Annotated in this window: 13 protein-coding genes and 1 pseudogene; 5 read left to right on the top strand and 9 right to left on the bottom strand. The window is 68.7% G+C overall.

Annotated elements, in window-relative coordinates:
• Nucleotides 1–358: 358 nt before the first annotated feature.
• Nucleotides 359–1,465, bottom strand: a complete 1,107-nt coding sequence (locus ETD85_RS05750) for a sigma-70 family RNA polymerase sigma factor (protein WP_240778982.1) — start codon at nt 1,463–1,465, stop codon at nt 359–361.
• 212 nt (nt 1,466–1,677) lie between these two features.
• Nucleotides 1,678–2,091: an SgcJ/EcaC family oxidoreductase gene (locus tag ETD85_RS05745; protein WP_138688548.1), complete on the bottom strand. Its 414-nt coding sequence runs from the start codon at nt 2,089–2,091 to the stop codon at nt 1,678–1,680.
• Nucleotides 2,092–3,122: 1,031 nt separating this feature from the next.
• On the opposite strand from ETD85_RS05745, the gene ETD85_RS05740 reads away from it, so the two are divergent.
• The gene (locus ETD85_RS05740) at nt 3,123–3,665 is read left to right on the top strand and encodes a cysteine hydrolase family protein (protein WP_138688547.1); all 543 of its coding nucleotides are present in this window, start codon (nt 3,123–3,125) and stop codon (nt 3,663–3,665) included.
• Nucleotides 3,666–3,838: 173 nt separating this feature from the next.
• Nucleotides 3,839–5,650: a protein kinase domain-containing protein gene (locus tag ETD85_RS05735; protein ID WP_206058107.1), complete on the top strand. Its 1,812-nt coding sequence runs from the start codon at nt 3,839–3,841 to the stop codon at nt 5,648–5,650.
• Nucleotides 5,651–6,769: 1,119 nt separating this feature from the next.
• Here the strand turns inward: ETD85_RS05735 and ETD85_RS05730 are convergent.
• The gene (locus ETD85_RS05730) at nt 6,770–7,201 is read right to left on the bottom strand and encodes an IS3 family transposase (protein ID WP_170246516.1); all 432 of its coding nucleotides are present in this window, start codon (nt 7,199–7,201) and stop codon (nt 6,770–6,772) included.
• Nucleotides 7,198–7,575, bottom strand: coding sequence for an IS3 family transposase (locus ETD85_RS05725; protein WP_170246515.1), 378 nt, complete (start codon nt 7,573–7,575; stop codon nt 7,198–7,200). The genes ETD85_RS05730 and ETD85_RS05725 overlap by 4 nt, the downstream gene beginning before the upstream one ends.
• A gap of 305 nt (nt 7,576–7,880) precedes the next feature.
• Here ETD85_RS05725 and ETD85_RS05720 point away from each other — a divergent pair.
• Together ETD85_RS05720 and ETD85_RS05715 are read left to right on the top strand one after the other, a co-directional pair.
• Nucleotides 7,881–8,114 (top strand): annotated as a pseudogene (locus ETD85_RS05720) (transposase); the annotation flags it as partial.
• A 330-nt stretch (nt 8,115–8,444) separates the two neighbouring features.
• Nucleotides 8,445–8,675, top strand: a complete 231-nt coding sequence (locus ETD85_RS05715) for a hypothetical protein (RefSeq protein ID WP_138688543.1) — start codon at nt 8,445–8,447, stop codon at nt 8,673–8,675.
• On the opposite strand, the gene ETD85_RS05710 is transcribed toward ETD85_RS05715, so the two are convergent.
• Genes ETD85_RS05710 through ETD85_RS05690 form a run of 5 tightly spaced genes read right to left on the bottom strand, consistent with a single transcriptional unit; the run spans nt 8,653 to nt 13,667 of the window.
• Nucleotides 8,653–9,480 carry an endonuclease/exonuclease/phosphatase family protein gene (locus tag ETD85_RS05710; RefSeq protein ID WP_206058106.1) on the bottom strand — a complete coding sequence of 276 codons (828 nt, stop codon included), beginning with the start codon at nt 9,478–9,480 and terminating at the stop codon, nt 8,653–8,655. The two genes, ETD85_RS05715 and ETD85_RS05710, sit on opposite strands and share 23 nt — an antisense overlap.
• Nucleotides 9,481–9,503: 23 nt before the next feature.
• Nucleotides 9,504–10,310, bottom strand: a complete 807-nt coding sequence (locus tag ETD85_RS05705; protein WP_138688541.1) for a carbohydrate ABC transporter permease — start codon at nt 10,308–10,310, stop codon at nt 9,504–9,506.
• Nucleotides 10,307–11,167, bottom strand: a complete 861-nt coding sequence (locus tag ETD85_RS05700) for a carbohydrate ABC transporter permease (RefSeq protein WP_206058105.1) — start codon at nt 11,165–11,167, stop codon at nt 10,307–10,309. Before ETD85_RS05700 ends, ETD85_RS05705 begins: the two co-directional genes overlap by 4 nt.
• Nucleotides 11,168–11,196: 29 nt before the next feature.
• The gene (locus ETD85_RS05695) at nt 11,197–12,438 is read right to left on the bottom strand and encodes an ABC transporter substrate-binding protein (protein ID WP_138688539.1); all 1,242 of its coding nucleotides are present in this window, start codon (nt 12,436–12,438) and stop codon (nt 11,197–11,199) included.
• A complete protein-coding gene (locus tag ETD85_RS05690; protein WP_138688538.1) occupies nt 12,435–13,667 on the bottom strand; it encodes a Gfo/Idh/MocA family protein in 1,233 nt (410 codons plus the stop codon). The genes ETD85_RS05695 and ETD85_RS05690 overlap by 4 nt, the downstream gene beginning before the upstream one ends.
• 72 nt (nt 13,668–13,739) lie before the next feature.
• Here ETD85_RS05690 and ETD85_RS05685 point away from each other — a divergent pair, with 72 nt between their 5' ends.
• Entirely contained in the window at nt 13,740–14,843 is a 1,104-nt protein-coding gene (locus ETD85_RS05685) for an ROK family transcriptional regulator (RefSeq protein WP_138688537.1), read from the top strand.
• The last annotated feature ends 8 nt before the right edge of the window (nt 14,844–14,851 follow it).

The raw sequence follows: 14,851 nt of genomic DNA, 5'->3' as shown, positions 1-14,851 counted from the left end.
CTTTGGTGGTGCAGAATGCTCGGCCATGACGGCTTTGCGCGCGCTGCGCCGCTGCGCGAACCTGGCGCCCTATGAGCCCGTGCCGCCCGACGCGCTCAGCAGCAGCCGCAGGGAAGCTCGGCCCATTTCCCGACGGGTGCGGCGACTTGGCTTGTTCCGGAGCGTTTGAGGAGTTTCCCCTGGTCATGGCGGGTCGCCTGCTTCCGGTTCGTGGAGCGTCTCGGGGCCGTCCTGAGTCCGGCACCCCGAAGTACGGGGCGCCCAACGTCACGAACGCGCCCTGATCCGGAGCGAACGCGGACCCCGCTGGGGCCGACCAGCCCCAGCGGATAACACTCGGAAACGAACGGTCACCGCACTATGCCCCGGCGATGGCGAGTCCCTGGTCGTCGAGCTTGGCCGCCAGGCCGAAAGTCGCGTAGATGTCGGGGTCCTGGAAGACCGAGTTCCGGGTGATGCCCTCGTCGGTGACGGTGAAGATCTGGAGCGTGTGCAGGTTGTACCCGTGGGAGACGCGCTGATAGGCGGCGAATCCGGGCTGGCCGCCGTTGGCCGTGACCTCCTTGAGGAGCCAGTCCTTCCCGGCCGCCCCGAAGACCCATTCCATGAACAGGCCGTAGTTGCCGCGGCCGGAGAACCAGTTGAGCATCGGCGGCATCTCCATGATCACGTCTTCGGTGAGCAGCCGCTTGAGACCCTCGATGTCGGCGAGCTCGAACGCCTTCATGTAGCGTTCGACCCAGGCGCGCTGCTCGGCCGCGGACGGCTCGCTGACCCGTTCCTGCCGGACCCCGACCTCCTTGACGCGGGTACGCGCCCGCTGCAGGGAACTGTTCACCGACACGACGGTGGTGCCGAGGATTTCCGCCGTTTCGGACGCGGAAAAGCTGAGCACGTCACGCAGGATCAGTGCACCGCGCTGACGCGCCGACAGGTGCTGGAGGGCGGCGGCGAACGCCAAGCGCAGGCTGCTGCGGTCGATCACGGCTCCAGCCGGATCGCCCGCGTCCAGCAGCGAGTCCGGCAAGGGCTGCAGCCAGGCGGCGTGCTCTCCCTGGACGAGCGGCCCGAGCGGATCCGACGCGGCCACCAGCCCCGACGGCAGCGGTCGGCGACCGTGAACCTCCAGGGCGGTCAGGCAGGCGTTGGTTGCGATCCGGTAGAGCCAGGTGCGCAGTGAGCTGCGGGTGTCGTCGTACTGATCCCGCGCCCGCCACGCCCTCAGGTACGTGTCCTGGACCAAGTCCTCTGCGTCGTGAGCCGAGCCGAGCATCCGGTAGCAGTACGCCAGCAGCTCCGTCCGGAACGGTTCGATCCGACGGTCGAAGCCTTCCTTCCCCGTCATGACGCCACGCTCCCTCTCCGGTACCGCCGCGGCCACCATATCTGGCGCCTGCAGTGAGCAGCCGCTATGGGTGGATAGATCACCCTGCGCGGTCATCAACGCCCTGGCCATGGCATACATCCCAGATCCTGGATAAATAGTGCTGTTCCTGAACGCCACTCGTAGGTACGAGCGCCGGTACGAAAGTCACGCCAAGGGTCCTGGAACAGGTCCTTGGCGTGACATTTCGTTCGGATGGGTCGTGGGTCCTCCGGGTTGCATGTGGTGCAGGGCTTTTCGGCCCGATATTCGTCATAGCCCACACATGGTTACTGCTGGTTACAGAGAAGGGTTCACTGCGCAGGTGCCAGCACCGGGCTGTTGTGATAGGCGGCGATCAGCCACCGGCCGTCCCGCTTCTCGAAGACCCAGGTCGCGTTCACCTTACGCACGTCGTCTGGGACCTCGGTCTCGCCGGGGAACAGGATGGCGGATTCGCTGATGACGATCGCGCCGTCCCTGCCGACGAAGCGGATGCCCAGCTGCTTGTTGTAGGTCGAGCTGCCCTTGAGCGGCCCCTCGAAGGCCAGGGCCATGTTCCGACGGATCACGTCACGGCTGTCCCGAAACGAGCCGGTCATGATGGCGGTCGCGTCCGCGGTGTAGTTGGCGACCATGCCATCGGCGTCGCCGGCCTCCCACGCCTTGTAGGAGTCAACCAGTACGGCCTGGATGGCGGCCTCGTCTGCCGCACGACTGTTCGACATTGGATTCTCCCCTTGTGATCGATTCGCCCGAGGTAGTCCGGCGAGCTCGTGAGTACATACCGGCGGCGGGGTCGGAACTCATCGCAGCGGATGAGAATTTGTCTCCACGCCGTCGATGGCGGCCTGGCGGGCGCCGTTCCGCCGGGCGTGCGTGCCTCTTGGGGCCCGTCTCCGTGGCCGAGGGCAGCATGATGTTGATTGGTGCACCTCGCTGACCGGGGCGCGTACCTGTACGGCACGCGGCACCCGAGTGGGCGGTGGCGGCCCGACCCCATCGGAGGCTGAGTGACTGTTCCTGCACCTCGCTGGTAGGTAGTCCGACCTTCCCTTCGGGAAGGTTGTCCGCGGCCGAGGCCCGTCCTGACACCTGGCCAGACTCGTCATCGGTGGTGTCCAGCGCGACGTAGATCGCGGCTTCTCCTGTCTTCCACTACTCCTGGATTGCCGCCGGGTTATCCCGTCGCTGACAGCAGTGAGCTTGCCGCCAGCCCCAGTGCCAGCTTGTGCAGCGCCTCAGGACAGCTCTGACCGGCGTCGGGAAGTTTCTCGGTAGTCTTCCGGGCCGGCATCCCGCACGCGACGTCCTCCCGATGAGCGGTGAGCGCCGTATGGAAGCCATCCGCCGCCCGCGCCGGCCCCGTCACGTCGACCGCTCACCGGGCGGCGGCCGCGGCCAGCACCAGCACCATGCACGCGATTCTCACGAGTCCCTTGTTACCCGCACACTCACCAGGCATTTGCGCAGCAACGCCAGCGGACCCGGCACGGATGATGGAGCAACTCATTGATGTGAGCCGCCACTTTCCCCATCACCGCGCGGCCAGGCTGAAGAGCAGTTGACCCACCGCGTCGCAATCTCCAGAAACGTCCTGGTCAGCTGGGATGATCAGGACCGACCGCCCCCGATGCCGTGCGGCGCCGGATGCCGTGGTGTCCCGTGCTGTCGTCTTGATCGTCCTTCGCCGGTCGGGATCAAGGTCACCTGCCCCGTGCCGGGATAAACGGGCGGACCTCTGGAGATGACAGAGGCTATGGCAAGGTCCGCGCTGGTCGTCATCGACATGCTCAATCCGTACGACCACCAGGACGCCGAGCAACTCGGCGAGCAGGTGGCAGCGATCATCGAACCGCTGGCGCGATTGGTCGCGCGCGCCCGTGAGCGTGACGATGTCGAGCTGGTGTACGTCAACGACAACTACGGCGACTTCGCCACGGACCGGCACGGGATCGAGGCGCGGGCGCTGAACGGCAGGCGGCCGGATCTGGTGGAGCCGATCCTGCCGCCGCCCGGGTGCGCCTTCCTGCCTAAGGTGCGCCACAGCGCGTTCTTCGGTACTGCCCTGGAATACCTGCTGTCTCGTGCGCAGGTGGAGACGGTCGTGCTGACCGGACAAGTGACAGAGCAGTGCGTGCTGTACAGCGCGTTGGACGCGTACGTGCGGCACTACGCATTGATCGTGCCGCCTGACTGTGTGGCGGCCATTCACGAGGACCTCGGCCAGGCGGCACTGTGCATGATGCAGCGCAACATGTCGGCCCGCCTCACCCCGTCAGCCGTCTGCTTCGCTCGTTAAGCGACATGCGCTCCCGGTGGCTCCGCGCTGGTCAACCGTCACCGGTGCCGGCGTTACAGCGGTGAGCCGGTCTCGTAGCGTGGAATCGAACCGGTGAGGCCTGATCGTGGCAGGAACCACGAAGGGTCGCTATGATCCGCCGCACGATACTCAAGGAGAGGGAGCCGCCAGCTGTGCAGCCTCTGCGAGGGCAGGACCCCGACCGGATCGCCGACTACCGGCTCATCGGCAGGCTTGGGGAAGGCGGCATGGGAGTGGTCTACCTCGCCCGGTCGCCACGCGGCCGGATGGTGGCGGTGAAGACCATCCGCGCTGATCTGGCGGCGGCCCCGGATTTCCGCCGGCGGTTCGCCAAGGAGGTCGCCGTGGCCCAGCAGGTCGGTGGGGAGTGGACGGCCGCCGTGCTGGCCGCCGACCCGGAGGCGGCATTGCCCTGGGTGGCCACGGCGTACGTCGCCGGGCCGACCCTGCATCAGGTGGTGGCGGAGCAGCGCGGGCCGCTGCCAGAGCATTCGGTGCGCGGCTTGGCCTCAGGGTTGTGCCGGGCGCTGGGCGACATCCACGCCGCCGGGCTCATCCACCGCGATCTGAAGCCGTCGAACGTGATGGTGACCATCGACGGACCGAAGGTGATCGACTTCGGCATCGTCCGCGCCTTGGATGCCTCCACCACCGGGGGCCTGACCTCCACCGGGGCGGTGATCGGCTCGCCCGGCTTCATGTCACCGGAACAGATCCGGGGCGAGAGCCTGACCGAGGCGAGCGACATCTTCTCGCTCGGCACGGTGCTGGCCTTCGCCGCCGCCGGGCGGCTGCCGTTCGACGCGCCGGAGAGCCAGTTGCACGCCCTGATGTACCGGGTGGTGCACGAGCCGCCGGACCTCACCGGCGTGCCGGAGCCGCTGCTGGGGCTGATCGAGGGCTGCCTGGCCAAGGACCCGGCCGACCGTCCGACCCTGGCCCAGTTACGGGAACGGGAAGAGACGCAGTACCGCCTGCTGGGGCCGTGGCTGCCGTCGGAGGTTCTGGCCAGGCTGGGCCAGGAAGCGGTGCAGCTTCTCGACCAGGAGGATCCGCGTACCCGGATGATCCTCGCCGCCGGCGACACACCCGGCGCGGCCCAGGTCACAGAGGCGATGGCCGCGGCCCCGACCCGCCCGCCGCAACCGCTCACTGCCCGGCTCACCATGTCCGTCGCCGGCCCCGATGCCCCCGCCACCGGCAACCAGCCGCATCAGCAGCCGAAGGTACTGCGGCCCCGGCTGGTCGACGAACGCCGCCGCGCGCGCGGCCGGGCGCTCCCCGCCGACGGATACCGGGCCGGTGTCTACTGGCTCCTCGCCCTCTTCGCCCTGGTCTCCGTACTCACGGCCGTCCAGCAGCTCATTGTCGCCGCCGATCCGACAGACCAGTACCTGGGGTACTCCACCTGGTGGGGTAGCCGGAGCGAAATGGAGGAAACCGCCTACGTTCTGACGGGCGCACAGGCTCTCTTCGGGGTGGGGCTGGTGGTGAGCTGGCTGATCTGGTCCGCTCGGGTACGCGCTGTCGCCGAGCGGCTCACTCCCGGGCAGCTGCGGTACCCCGCGTTCATGGCGGTGGTCGGCTGGTTCATCCCGGTGGGGAACGTCTTCCTTCCCAAGCAGATCGCCAACGACGTCTGGCATGCCTCCAGCCCGCCCGGCCGGGGCAGCGGTATGGCCCCCGCCGGTCTCCTGCACACCTGGTGGTTCGTCTGGCTGGCCACCTTCCTCACCTGGCCCCTCTTCTGGACCCCGTGGACGGAAACGATCGAGGTGAACTACCCCCAAGAGGATTCCGATGGGACGTTCGCCCGCTGGTACGTGTTCGAGCCGCTGACCTGGATCGGTCTGACCCTCCACGTGCTGGTTGTGCCGGCAGCGGTCGTCACCGCTCTCTATGTCCACCGGCTGACCGCCATGCAGGCGGCCAAACGCCGTGGACCTCAGCCACCTGGAAGGTGACGAGGTCGTGTCCGACCGGCCGGGGAAGCAGCGCGACGGCTATTCCGCGGCCACGTAGCGCTGGTGGGACCCCGTGGGTCGAATCCGGGCTCGGGGCGCATAACGAGAGGCGGGCCCCTCGGAAGGGGCCCGCCTGGGAATGATTAGGTCAGCAGGTCTTCGGGGTTGAGGTCAAACGCCGGGTAGCGGGAACGGATCGTCGCCACCAGCTCGTCGTAGCGCAGTAGGCGATCATGGACTTCCAGACGACGTGACAGTTTCCCGAAGCGCACGCTGCTTTCGAGTTGACTCTGACATAGATGTCAGAGTTTAGCCTTCCCGCAATGAAACGAACGATCTTCACACTGGCTTGCTGGTCCCTCAGCGTCTGCGTCCACTCTGGAGCGATGCAGCGCTGCCGGGCCCGATTGGCTTCTCCCACGAGGACCGCAGCAAGCTCGCCTCGGCGCATGACGCACCTCAACCAGCAGCACCTCGATCGCAACCCGATCATGGGCGGGCCGGTGGCTTCTCCGCGCTGTGCACCCACTGGCTCCTGCCGGTGTGTGAAACCAAGGTCCGCCGCGACGGCGGAGCTCTCTGGTGCCGGTCGGACATTGCTACAAAGCGGTCTGGCCGTGAACAGGTGCACGCCACGTTCGGTGGCACCGTCTTCGCCACCCGGCTACGTGCGCGGATCCGTCTCGCTTGTGCCTGATTCCGTCACCGAGCCCGCGTCGTACTGCCACACGGGCCTCATCGGAAGCAACTGCGACGGCCCGCCCGCACGGGAAGTGAACAGCCCGGGTAGCCCGGCATCCGGTCGACCCCAACACAGACACGATGGAGATCGACGTGGTAAATGCCCCAAACCAACGGCGCTCGCGTGAAAGATCGGGCCGGCCGCGGTCGCCTTGGCCGATGCAAGCCTGCAGGAGCGGCCAGGAATCCGGCACGTCCATGATGCTTAACAGGCCGACCCAGCAGCCATCGCTACCTGCGTCCAGAAGGTCGCTCAAGCCGGCAAAGACGTCATGCCCACCCCATGTCTGCGGAACAACACCGATGAGAACTTCTCCACAGCGGACAACAGCACTGAGGAGCCACGGTGATTCCGGACAGCCGCCTTATGGGCGTAGCCTATGCGGCCATTTGCGTTGAAAGGGCCTCGTTGAGTACTTCCAGGGGTGGCCGGTAGCCGAGCGCCGAGTGCAGGCGCCGACGGTTGTAGAACCCTTCGATATAGCGGAAGACCTGGCTTTTCGCCTTGGCCCGGGTGGTGAAGACGAAGCGGTGCAGCCACTCGTTCTTGATCACAGTGAAGAACGACTCGGCCATCGCGTTGTCCCAGCAGACGCCGGTGCGGCCGACCGAGCGGCGGATGCCCAGGCCGGTCAGGAACCGGCCGAACTCATCGCTGGTGTAGTTCGAGCCGCGGTCGCTGTGGAACACGGCGCCGCTCTGGAGCAGGCCGGTGCCGGCGGCCATCCGGATCGCGTCGGCGACCAGCTCGGTGCGGTAGTGGTCGGCCATCGCCCAGCCCAGCACCGCCTTGCTGTGGCAGTCGATCACGGTGGCCAGGTAGAGGAGCCCTCCCAGGTGCGGATGTAGGTGACGTCGCCGACCAGCTTGGTGCCCGGCCGGGTGGCGGTGAAGTCGCGGCCGACCAGGTCGGGGATGCCGCGGTAGTCGCCCTGGACGGTGGTGGCCGGCCGGAACGCCCGCACCTGGGCCGGGATGAGGCCCTGCTCGCGCATCAGGGCGCGCACCAGTTCGGCCGAGCAGTGCTCGCCACGACGGGCCAGGGCGGCGTGCACCCGCCGATAGCCGTAGGTCTCGTGCGAGCCGGCGAAGATCTCGGCGACCAGGGCGGCCAGCAGCGCGCGGCGTTGTGCGGTGGCCGAGGCCGGCCGCTCACGCCACTCGTAGAAGCCCGAGCGGGACACGCCCAGCCAGGCACATCCGCGCGATCGAGTGATGCGCCTTCTCCGCGTCGATGAGCTCGTACTTGGCGAGCGTCATCGAGTCTCGGACGCGAAGAAGGCGGCCGCTTTTTTCAAGAAGATCAACTTCTCCCGCAGCTCGGCGTTCTCCCGCTCCAGCTCCCGGATCCGGGCCCGGTCCGGCCCAGAGACCGGCGACTGCTCCTGCTGTGCGCTCGCGATCCGATGCCGGTTCACCCAACTGCCCAGCGTGCTGGCATTGATGTCCAGCGCGCCCAGGTCCGAGACTTGACATTCATAGGGGCATCAATCCGCAAGAGCGGCTGAACAAGGAGATCCGCCACCGCACCGACATGGTCGGCATCTTCCCCGACCGGCCCTCGATCGTCCGGCTAGTCGGCGCGGTGCTGGCCGAGCAGACCGACGAGTGGGTCGAAGCCCGTCGCTATATGGGCCTGGACATTCTCGCCAAAGCCCGGATCCGAGTCATCGCTGGCGACACACCGGCCCAGAACCCGCTTCCGCAGACACTTACCGCTTAACCTGCAGAAAACAGGATCACGCGAAGATCGATTCATACACCACGTCCGTGGACGTGACCGACCCGCGTGGCCGCCCGTACGGTGTGAGCGCCGAGCAGAGCGGTGCCAGGTGGCCGGCCCGGTGGCGTCCGGTAGGTAGATGCTGACGGCCAGGTCCTGGCCGCTTCTGACCTTCAGCGCGACCGGGTCGCTGGAGACGTCCTGACCGGCGGGGACCGTCACCGAGGGCGCGCTGCCGAAGGCGAGCCTCCTCAGCGTGCCCTCGGCCAGCGCCGGGCCGGAGCCGCGCAAAGCCACGGTGGCGCCGCCGAAGGTCACCGGCCGGTCGCCATGCAGGTTGGAGAGCCGGACGCGCACCTGGTCGCCGTCGCCGCGCATCCGTACGACCATGCGGATGCTCTGGTTCTCGTACGCGGGCGGCACGTGGCCCACGCGTCGGCCCAGTGCTCGCCGGCCCGCGCGGGAAGCGCGATCGGCGTGGCCCGCGCAACGCCGAGCAACGCGGTGAGCAGCCGCCGGGAGGTCATGGAGGCGTCCTTCACGGGAGCAGAAGGTCGGTGACCAGCGGCAGGTGGTCCGAGGCGTCGGTGCTCACCAGCCAGGCCGAGCGCACGTCGGACCCCTTGGGCACGAAGACGTAGTCGAAGCGCCACGTGTTCGCCGCCGACAGGCCGGGGCCCACGCCGACCCGTGCCCACACGTCGTCGTACCGGTCGGTGAAGGTCTTGATGCCGGGGAAGGCCGGCACGGCGTTGGTGTCGCCGAGCAGGATGACCGGCTGGGCCGACTGGGCGAGCCGGGCCACGATGGCGTCGGCCTGCTCCTGCCACTCGGCGTCGCTGGTGTGCTGCATGTGCGAGTTGCCCAGCCGTACCTGCCTGCCCTGGATGTTGACGACGACCTCCAGCAGGCCGCGCGGCTCGCTGCCGGTGTACTGCGGAAGGCGGGTGTTGCTCGATTCGAGGATCGGCCAGCGGGACAGGAACGCGGTGCCGTACTGCCTGCGCGGCTGGCCCGGCTCCAGCGGGTCCAGGTCGTAGTTGGCGCCGTAGGCCTGGTGCATGCCGAGCATGCCGGCCAGCTCGCCGGCGGTGTCGAGCCACTCGCTGCGCGCGCGGAAGTGCTTGTCGACCTCCTGGAGGCCGATGACGTCGGCGTCGATGGCCTCGATCATCTCGGCGGTGTGCCGGAGGTCGAAGACGTTGTCGGGACCGGCGCCGTAGTGGATGTTGAAGGAGGCCACGCGGATGACTCCGCGCCGGATCCTGCGCTTCTCCGCGGTCGCGGAGGCGGGCATCGCGGCCAGTCCGACGCCGGCCGCCGCCACGGCGCCGGCGCCGAGCAGACCTCTCCTGCTGATGCTCATGATGGGGGGTTCCTTTCCGGGGTTTACTTGAGCGCGCCGGACGTGAGACCGGCGACGATCCTCTTCTGGAAGACCAGGACGAGGATCACGAGGGGGATCGTGACGACGACCCCCGCGGCCATCTGGGTGCCGAACGGGGTGTCGAAGTCGGAGGCTCCGCCGAACTGGGCCACCCGCACGGTGGCGGTCTGCATGTCCGCCTTGCTGATCATGGTCAGCGCGATCATGAACTCGTTCCAGGTGGCGAAGAACGCGAGGATGGCCGTGGTGAACACGCCCGGCGCGGCGATCGGCAGGATCACTCGCCGGAACGCGCCCCAGCGGGTGCAGCCGTCGATCGTGGCGGCCTGCTCCAGCTCGTGCGGCATCTGGCGGAAGAACGCGGTGAGCGTCCAGACGGCCAGCGGCAGCGCGAACGACATGCTCGGCACGATCATCGCGTGGTAGGTGTTGATCCAGCCCAGCTCGGTGAAGAGCTTGAGCAGCGGCACGATCAGCAGCGCGCCGGGGAACATCGAGGTGCCCATGATCAGGCCGAGCACGAGGTTCTTGCCGCGGAAGGTGAGCCGGGCCAGCGCGTAGGCGCAGCAGACGCCGAGGACCAGCGTCAGCGCGGTGGTGCCGGCCGACACGATCAGGCTGTTGAGCAGCGCCCGGCCGAAGTCGCTGTGCCCGGAGAACACCGCGGCGTAGTTCTCCAGTGACGGCGGCGACGGCCAGGGCGTGGTGGAGAAGATGTCGCCGGTGCGCCGCAGGCTGGAGACGACCATCCAGTAGAACGGCGCCAGGCAGTACACCACGACGAGCCCGGCACCCAAGGCCCTCTTCATGCCGTCCTCTTCCTTGATCGTGCGTCGGCGAGCAGGTCGGCGCCGAGCAGGCGGACGAAGACGAACACCACGACGGCCACGTACGAGATGAGCACGATCCCGTAGGCGGCGGCCGACCCGTACCTGAGCTGGGTGGCCTCGTCCCAGACCAGGGCCGACAGGGTCTCCACGGAGAGCTTGCCCCGGCCGATCATCACGAACGGCAGGTCGAACATGGCCAGCGCGTCGAGGATGCGGAACAGGACCGCCACCACCAGCGCGGGCCTGACCAGCGGCAACGTGATGCGCCAGAACGTCTGCCAGGCCGAGGCGCCGTCCACTTTCGCGGCCTCGTAGACCATCTTGGGGATGATCTGCAGCCCGGCGAGCACCAGCAGCCCGACGAACGGCGCGGTCTTCCACGTGTCGGCGATGATGACGGCGAGCTTGGCCTGGACACCCTCGGTGGTCCACAGGATCTTCTCGCCGATGACGGCGTTGGCCACGCCGTCGGCCTGGAACACCCACCGCCACATCAGGCCGGAGATGGCGGTCGGCACCGCCCAGGGGATGAGGATGCTGGCCCGGACCAGGCCGCGGCCGCGCAGGACGTTGTGCATGACCAGCGCCATCGCGACGCCGAGCACGGTCTCCAGCGTGACGGTGACGACGGTGAAGATGGTGGTGTTGGCCAGGGCGTTGAGGAAGCGCTCGCCGACCAGCTCCGCGTAGTGCGCCAGGCCGACGAACCGTTCGCCCTCGACGACGAAACCGTCGGCGTCCAGGCCCTCGCCCCGGACGTACATCGACTCTCGCGCGGCCGCGACCAGCGGGTACAGGACCACCAGGGCGAGGGCGAGCAGTGTCGGGGAGATCATCAGTGCGGTGAACCACCGCGAGCCGCGCCTCATTGCTTGAGCAGCCCCGACAGTTGCTGCTGCAGCCCGGACAGCGCCTGGTCGACGGCCACCTCGCCGGACAGAGCCGGGTAGACGGCGTTCTGGATCGCCGCGGTCACGTCACCGTACTTGACGGCGACCGGCCGGGGCTTGGCCGCGACGATGCCGTCCTTGAGGGAGGGCAGGTACGGGTACTGCTTGACGAGCTCCGGGTCGTCGTAGAGCGCCGCGCGGGCGACGGGTGTGCTGTTGACCGTGGCCCAGGTCTTCATCTGCTCGGGCGAGGTGAGGAAGGCCAGGAAGTCCTTGGCGGTCTCCTTGTGCTTGGAGAACGCGGAGATCGCCAGGTTCGCCCCGCCCAGGGTGCCGCTGCCCGGACCGTCGAGGCCGGGAATGGGGGCGACCCCGACCTTGCCCGCCACGGGGCTGTCGGCGGCGTTGGCGGTGCCGTACAGCGAGGCCCAGCTGCGGGCGAAGAGCACCTTGCCGCTCTGCAGGGCGTTCTTGACCTCGTCCTCCTTGAAGGTGATGCCCTCCTTGGGGATCATGCCGCTCTTGAGCCCGTCGACGAGGAAGGTCAGTCCCGCCTTGGCGGCGTCGGTGTCCAGGTGCGGCACGCCGGACTCGTCGGCCACGGTGCCGCCCGCGGACTGCACGGCCTCGGAGAAGGAGACGGTCAGGCCCTCGTACTTGTCGAGCAGGCCCGCGTAGCAGGACATCTCCTTGTGCCCGGGCAGCACCTCGTCGCAGGTCTCCTTCATCCCGGCCCAGGTCGTGGGGGCCTTGTCGACCAGGTCGCTGCGGTAGTAGAGCAGTCCGGTCCCGGTGAGCCAGGGCATCGCGTACAGGGTGCCCCGGTAGGTGGCGGTCTGCAGGGTGGGGGCGAGGAACTCCTCGGCCTTGAACGTGCCGGCGGCGATGGGGTCCACCCAGCGGTTGGCGGCGAACTCGGCCGTCCAGACGGCGTCCAGCATGATGACGTCCATGGCGTCGGACTTGGTCTGCGCGTTGTTGATCAGGCGCTGGCGCTGGCTGTCGGCGTCCTTGGGCTGGATGTCCAGGGTCACCTGCTGGTCGGGGTGGGCCGCGTTCCAGGCGTCGATGACCTTTCTGGTCGCGGCCTCGTGGCTCTGGGTGTCGACGATGGTGATCGGGCCGCGTCCGTCGGCGGGCGCTTCCTCCTCGTCCGCGCCGCACGCGGTGGTCGTGGCGAGTGTCAGCGCGCAGGCGAGCAAGAGGGTCTTCTTCATCGTGGTTCCTTCAGGGTGACGACGGTTCCGGTGAGGCGGGCTTCCTCTGCCGCCCACGCGATCTCGTGGCTGTGCAGGCTCTCGCGGGGGTCCGAGAGGATGGGGGAGGGGTCGTTGCGGGTGAGGGCGTCCAGGAACGCCGTGACCAGGCCCTGGTCGCCGCCGCTGTGCCCGTCGGCGGGCGGGTTGGTGTCGATGACCTCGACGTCCCCGGTCACGAAGTCGGTCACGGTGAGCCGGGCGCCGTCCCCTTCGAGGGAGCCGCGCGTGCCGAAGATACGGGTCTGGCGCGGGGCCTTGGGGGAGAAGGCGGTCATGGTGAACGAGGCGGTCGCCCCGCCGTCGAAGTCGAGGTTGACCACCTGGTGGTCGACCACGTCGTTGTCGCAGGCGTACACGCACCTGCCGTAGGGGCCCTCGCGCAGCGCGCGCAGCACGCCCGCCTCGGTGGTGTCCTCGCTCAGCACGGCCAGCGGCCAGCGGTCCTGGCTGCCCACGAAGGGGAGGTAGATGCGCTGGGCGTCGTAGGGGCAGGCGTCCGCGACGGCGCAGTCCAGGCAGCGCTCCGCCGCGCCCGCCGGCTGGTTGCCGGCCGTGAAGTGCTTCAACCCCCCGAACGACGACACCCGCGTCACCCGGCGGCCCATCACGTACGTCAGCCAGTCAAGATCGTGGCACGATTTGGCCAGCAGCATGAACGTGGCCTGATCGGTGCGACGCCAGTTGCCGCGCACATAGGAGTGGGCGTGATGCCACCAGCCGACGGGCTCCAGGTGCTCGATGTTCACGATCTCGCCGAGCCGCCCGCTGTCGAGCACGGCCTTCACCCCACGGGTGTAGGACGTGTAGCGCATCACGTGGCAGACGGCGAACAACACGCCCGCGCGTTCGGCGGCAGCGACGATCCTCCGGCAGTCCTCCAGCCGGATCGCCATCGGCTTCTCCAGCAGGATGTGGTAGCCGAGCTCGGCGAAGCGCACCGCCGGTTCCACGTGGTTGGCGTCCAGCGTCGCGATCACCACCGCGTCCGCGAGCTGCGGCTGCTCGGCGAGCTCACGCCAGTCGCCGAAGCCGACGGCGTCCGGGTGCTCGGCGAGCAGTCCTTCCCGGCGCCGTGGATCAGGCTCGGCCACGGCGGCGAGCCTGGCACGGCCGTCCGCCGTCGCATACCGCGTGTATCTCGTCCCTCGGTCGCCCGCACCGACCAAGGCCAGTCCAACCTGTCGCATGTTCCCAACTCCAATTATGAGAAGACGCGACGTAAAGCTAGAGTTTGCCCAGTCCTACCGTCAAGGGGCCTTATGAGAACTCTCGGTGTTACTAACGACACCGCCCTGCTGCGCCGCCTTAACACGCGCGCCACCCTGCACACCCTGCGCCAGGGCGGGCCGCAAACGCTGACCCAGCTCGCACGTGCCGCCGGCCTGTCGCGGCAGACGGCCGAGGTGGCGCTGTCCGACCTGACCGAGCGGGGGCTCGCGGAGGAGGCCGCGCCGACCGAGGGCAGGGCGGGGCGGCCCGCCCGGCGCTTCAGGTTCAGGTCCGAAGCCGGTCACGTCGTCGGCCTGGACGTGGGGCCGCGGCGGATTCTCGCCATGCTGGCCGACCTCAACGGCGACGTGATCGAGGAACGAAGGCTCGACGCGGACGAGCACATGCCCGCCGCCGAACGCCTCGCGCTGGCCGAGCGGGCCGCCACCGCGTGCGTGGAGGCCGCGGGGCTGGCGCGCGGGGGCGTGTGGGCGGCCACGGTGGGCACCTCGGGCGTCGTGGACCGGTCCGGCCGGGTGTCGGTCTCGCACCTCATCCCCGGCTGGACCGGGCTCGACCTCGGCGGCCAGGTCGGGCGATGGTTCGGCTGCCCGGGGTTCGCGGCCAACGACGCCAATCTCGCGGCCGTCGCCGAGCACTGGCGGGGGAGCGCGCGGCACGTCGAGGACCTGGTCTACGTGTTGTCCGGATACCGGGCCGGGCACGGCCTACTGCTCGACGGCCGGTTGCGCACCGGCCGCACCGGCAGCGCCGGCGAGCTGGGCAGACTGCCGCTGACCGGCTGGGAGGACTCCTCCATCGTGCTCGCCAAGGCGGGACGGGACGCCGAGGAGATCTTCCGGGCGGCGCAGGCAGGTGAGGAGCAGGCGCTCGCGGTGGTGGACCGGCTCGCACACGGGCTCGCGCGCGGCGCGTCGGCGCTCGTGCTCGTGGTTGACCCCGAGCTGGTCGTCGTGGGCGGTGGGTTCTCGCGCGCAGGCGAGTTGCTGCTCGGACGCATGCGGGCGCATCTGGCCCAGATGTGCCTCAATCCTCCCGAGGTCGCGCTGTCCACGTTCGGCGAGGAGAGCATCGCACTCGGCGCGGTCCGGATGGCGCTCGACCACGTCGAGCGGGAACGGCTCGGGCTGTGACCGAACGA

The sequence above is a fragment of the Nonomuraea zeae genome (assembly GCF_005889725.1).
Classification (GTDB): domain Bacteria; phylum Actinomycetota; class Actinomycetes; order Streptosporangiales; family Streptosporangiaceae; genus Nonomuraea; species Nonomuraea zeae.
This window is presented reverse-complemented; position numbering and strand designations above follow the sequence as displayed.

Bases quoted from the DNA above. Each gene is read 5' to 3' on its own strand.
- ETD85_RS05750 (WP_240778982.1), bottom strand. From the start codon at position 1,465: ATGTATGCCATGGCCAGGGCGTTGATGACCGCGCAGGGTGATCTATCC.
- ETD85_RS05745 (WP_138688548.1), bottom strand. From the start codon at position 2,091: ATGTCGAACAGTCGTGCGGCAGACGAGGCCGCCATCCAGGCCGTACTG.
- ETD85_RS05740 (WP_138688547.1), top strand. From the start codon at position 3,123: ATGGCAAGGTCCGCGCTGGTCGTCATCGACATGCTCAATCCGTACGAC.
- ETD85_RS05715 (WP_138688543.1), top strand. From the start codon at position 8,445: ATGCAGGTTGGAGAGCCGGACGCGCACCTGGTCGCCGTCGCCGCGCAT.
- ETD85_RS05710 (WP_206058106.1), bottom strand. From the start codon at position 9,480: ATGAGCATCAGCAGGAGAGGTCTGCTCGGCGCCGGCGCCGTGGCGGCG.
- ETD85_RS05705 (WP_138688541.1), bottom strand. From the start codon at position 10,310: ATGAAGAGGGCCTTGGGTGCCGGGCTCGTCGTGGTGTACTGCCTGGCG.
- ETD85_RS05700 (WP_206058105.1), bottom strand. From the start codon at position 11,167: ATGATCTCCCCGACACTGCTCGCCCTCGCCCTGGTGGTCCTGTACCCG.
- ETD85_RS05695 (WP_138688539.1), bottom strand. From the start codon at position 12,438: ATGAAGAAGACCCTCTTGCTCGCCTGCGCGCTGACACTCGCCACGACC.
- ETD85_RS05690 (WP_138688538.1), bottom strand. From the start codon at position 13,667: ATGCGACAGGTTGGACTGGCCTTGGTCGGTGCGGGCGACCGAGGGACG.
- ETD85_RS05685 (WP_138688537.1), top strand. From the start codon at position 13,740: ATGAGAACTCTCGGTGTTACTAACGACACCGCCCTGCTGCGCCGCCTT.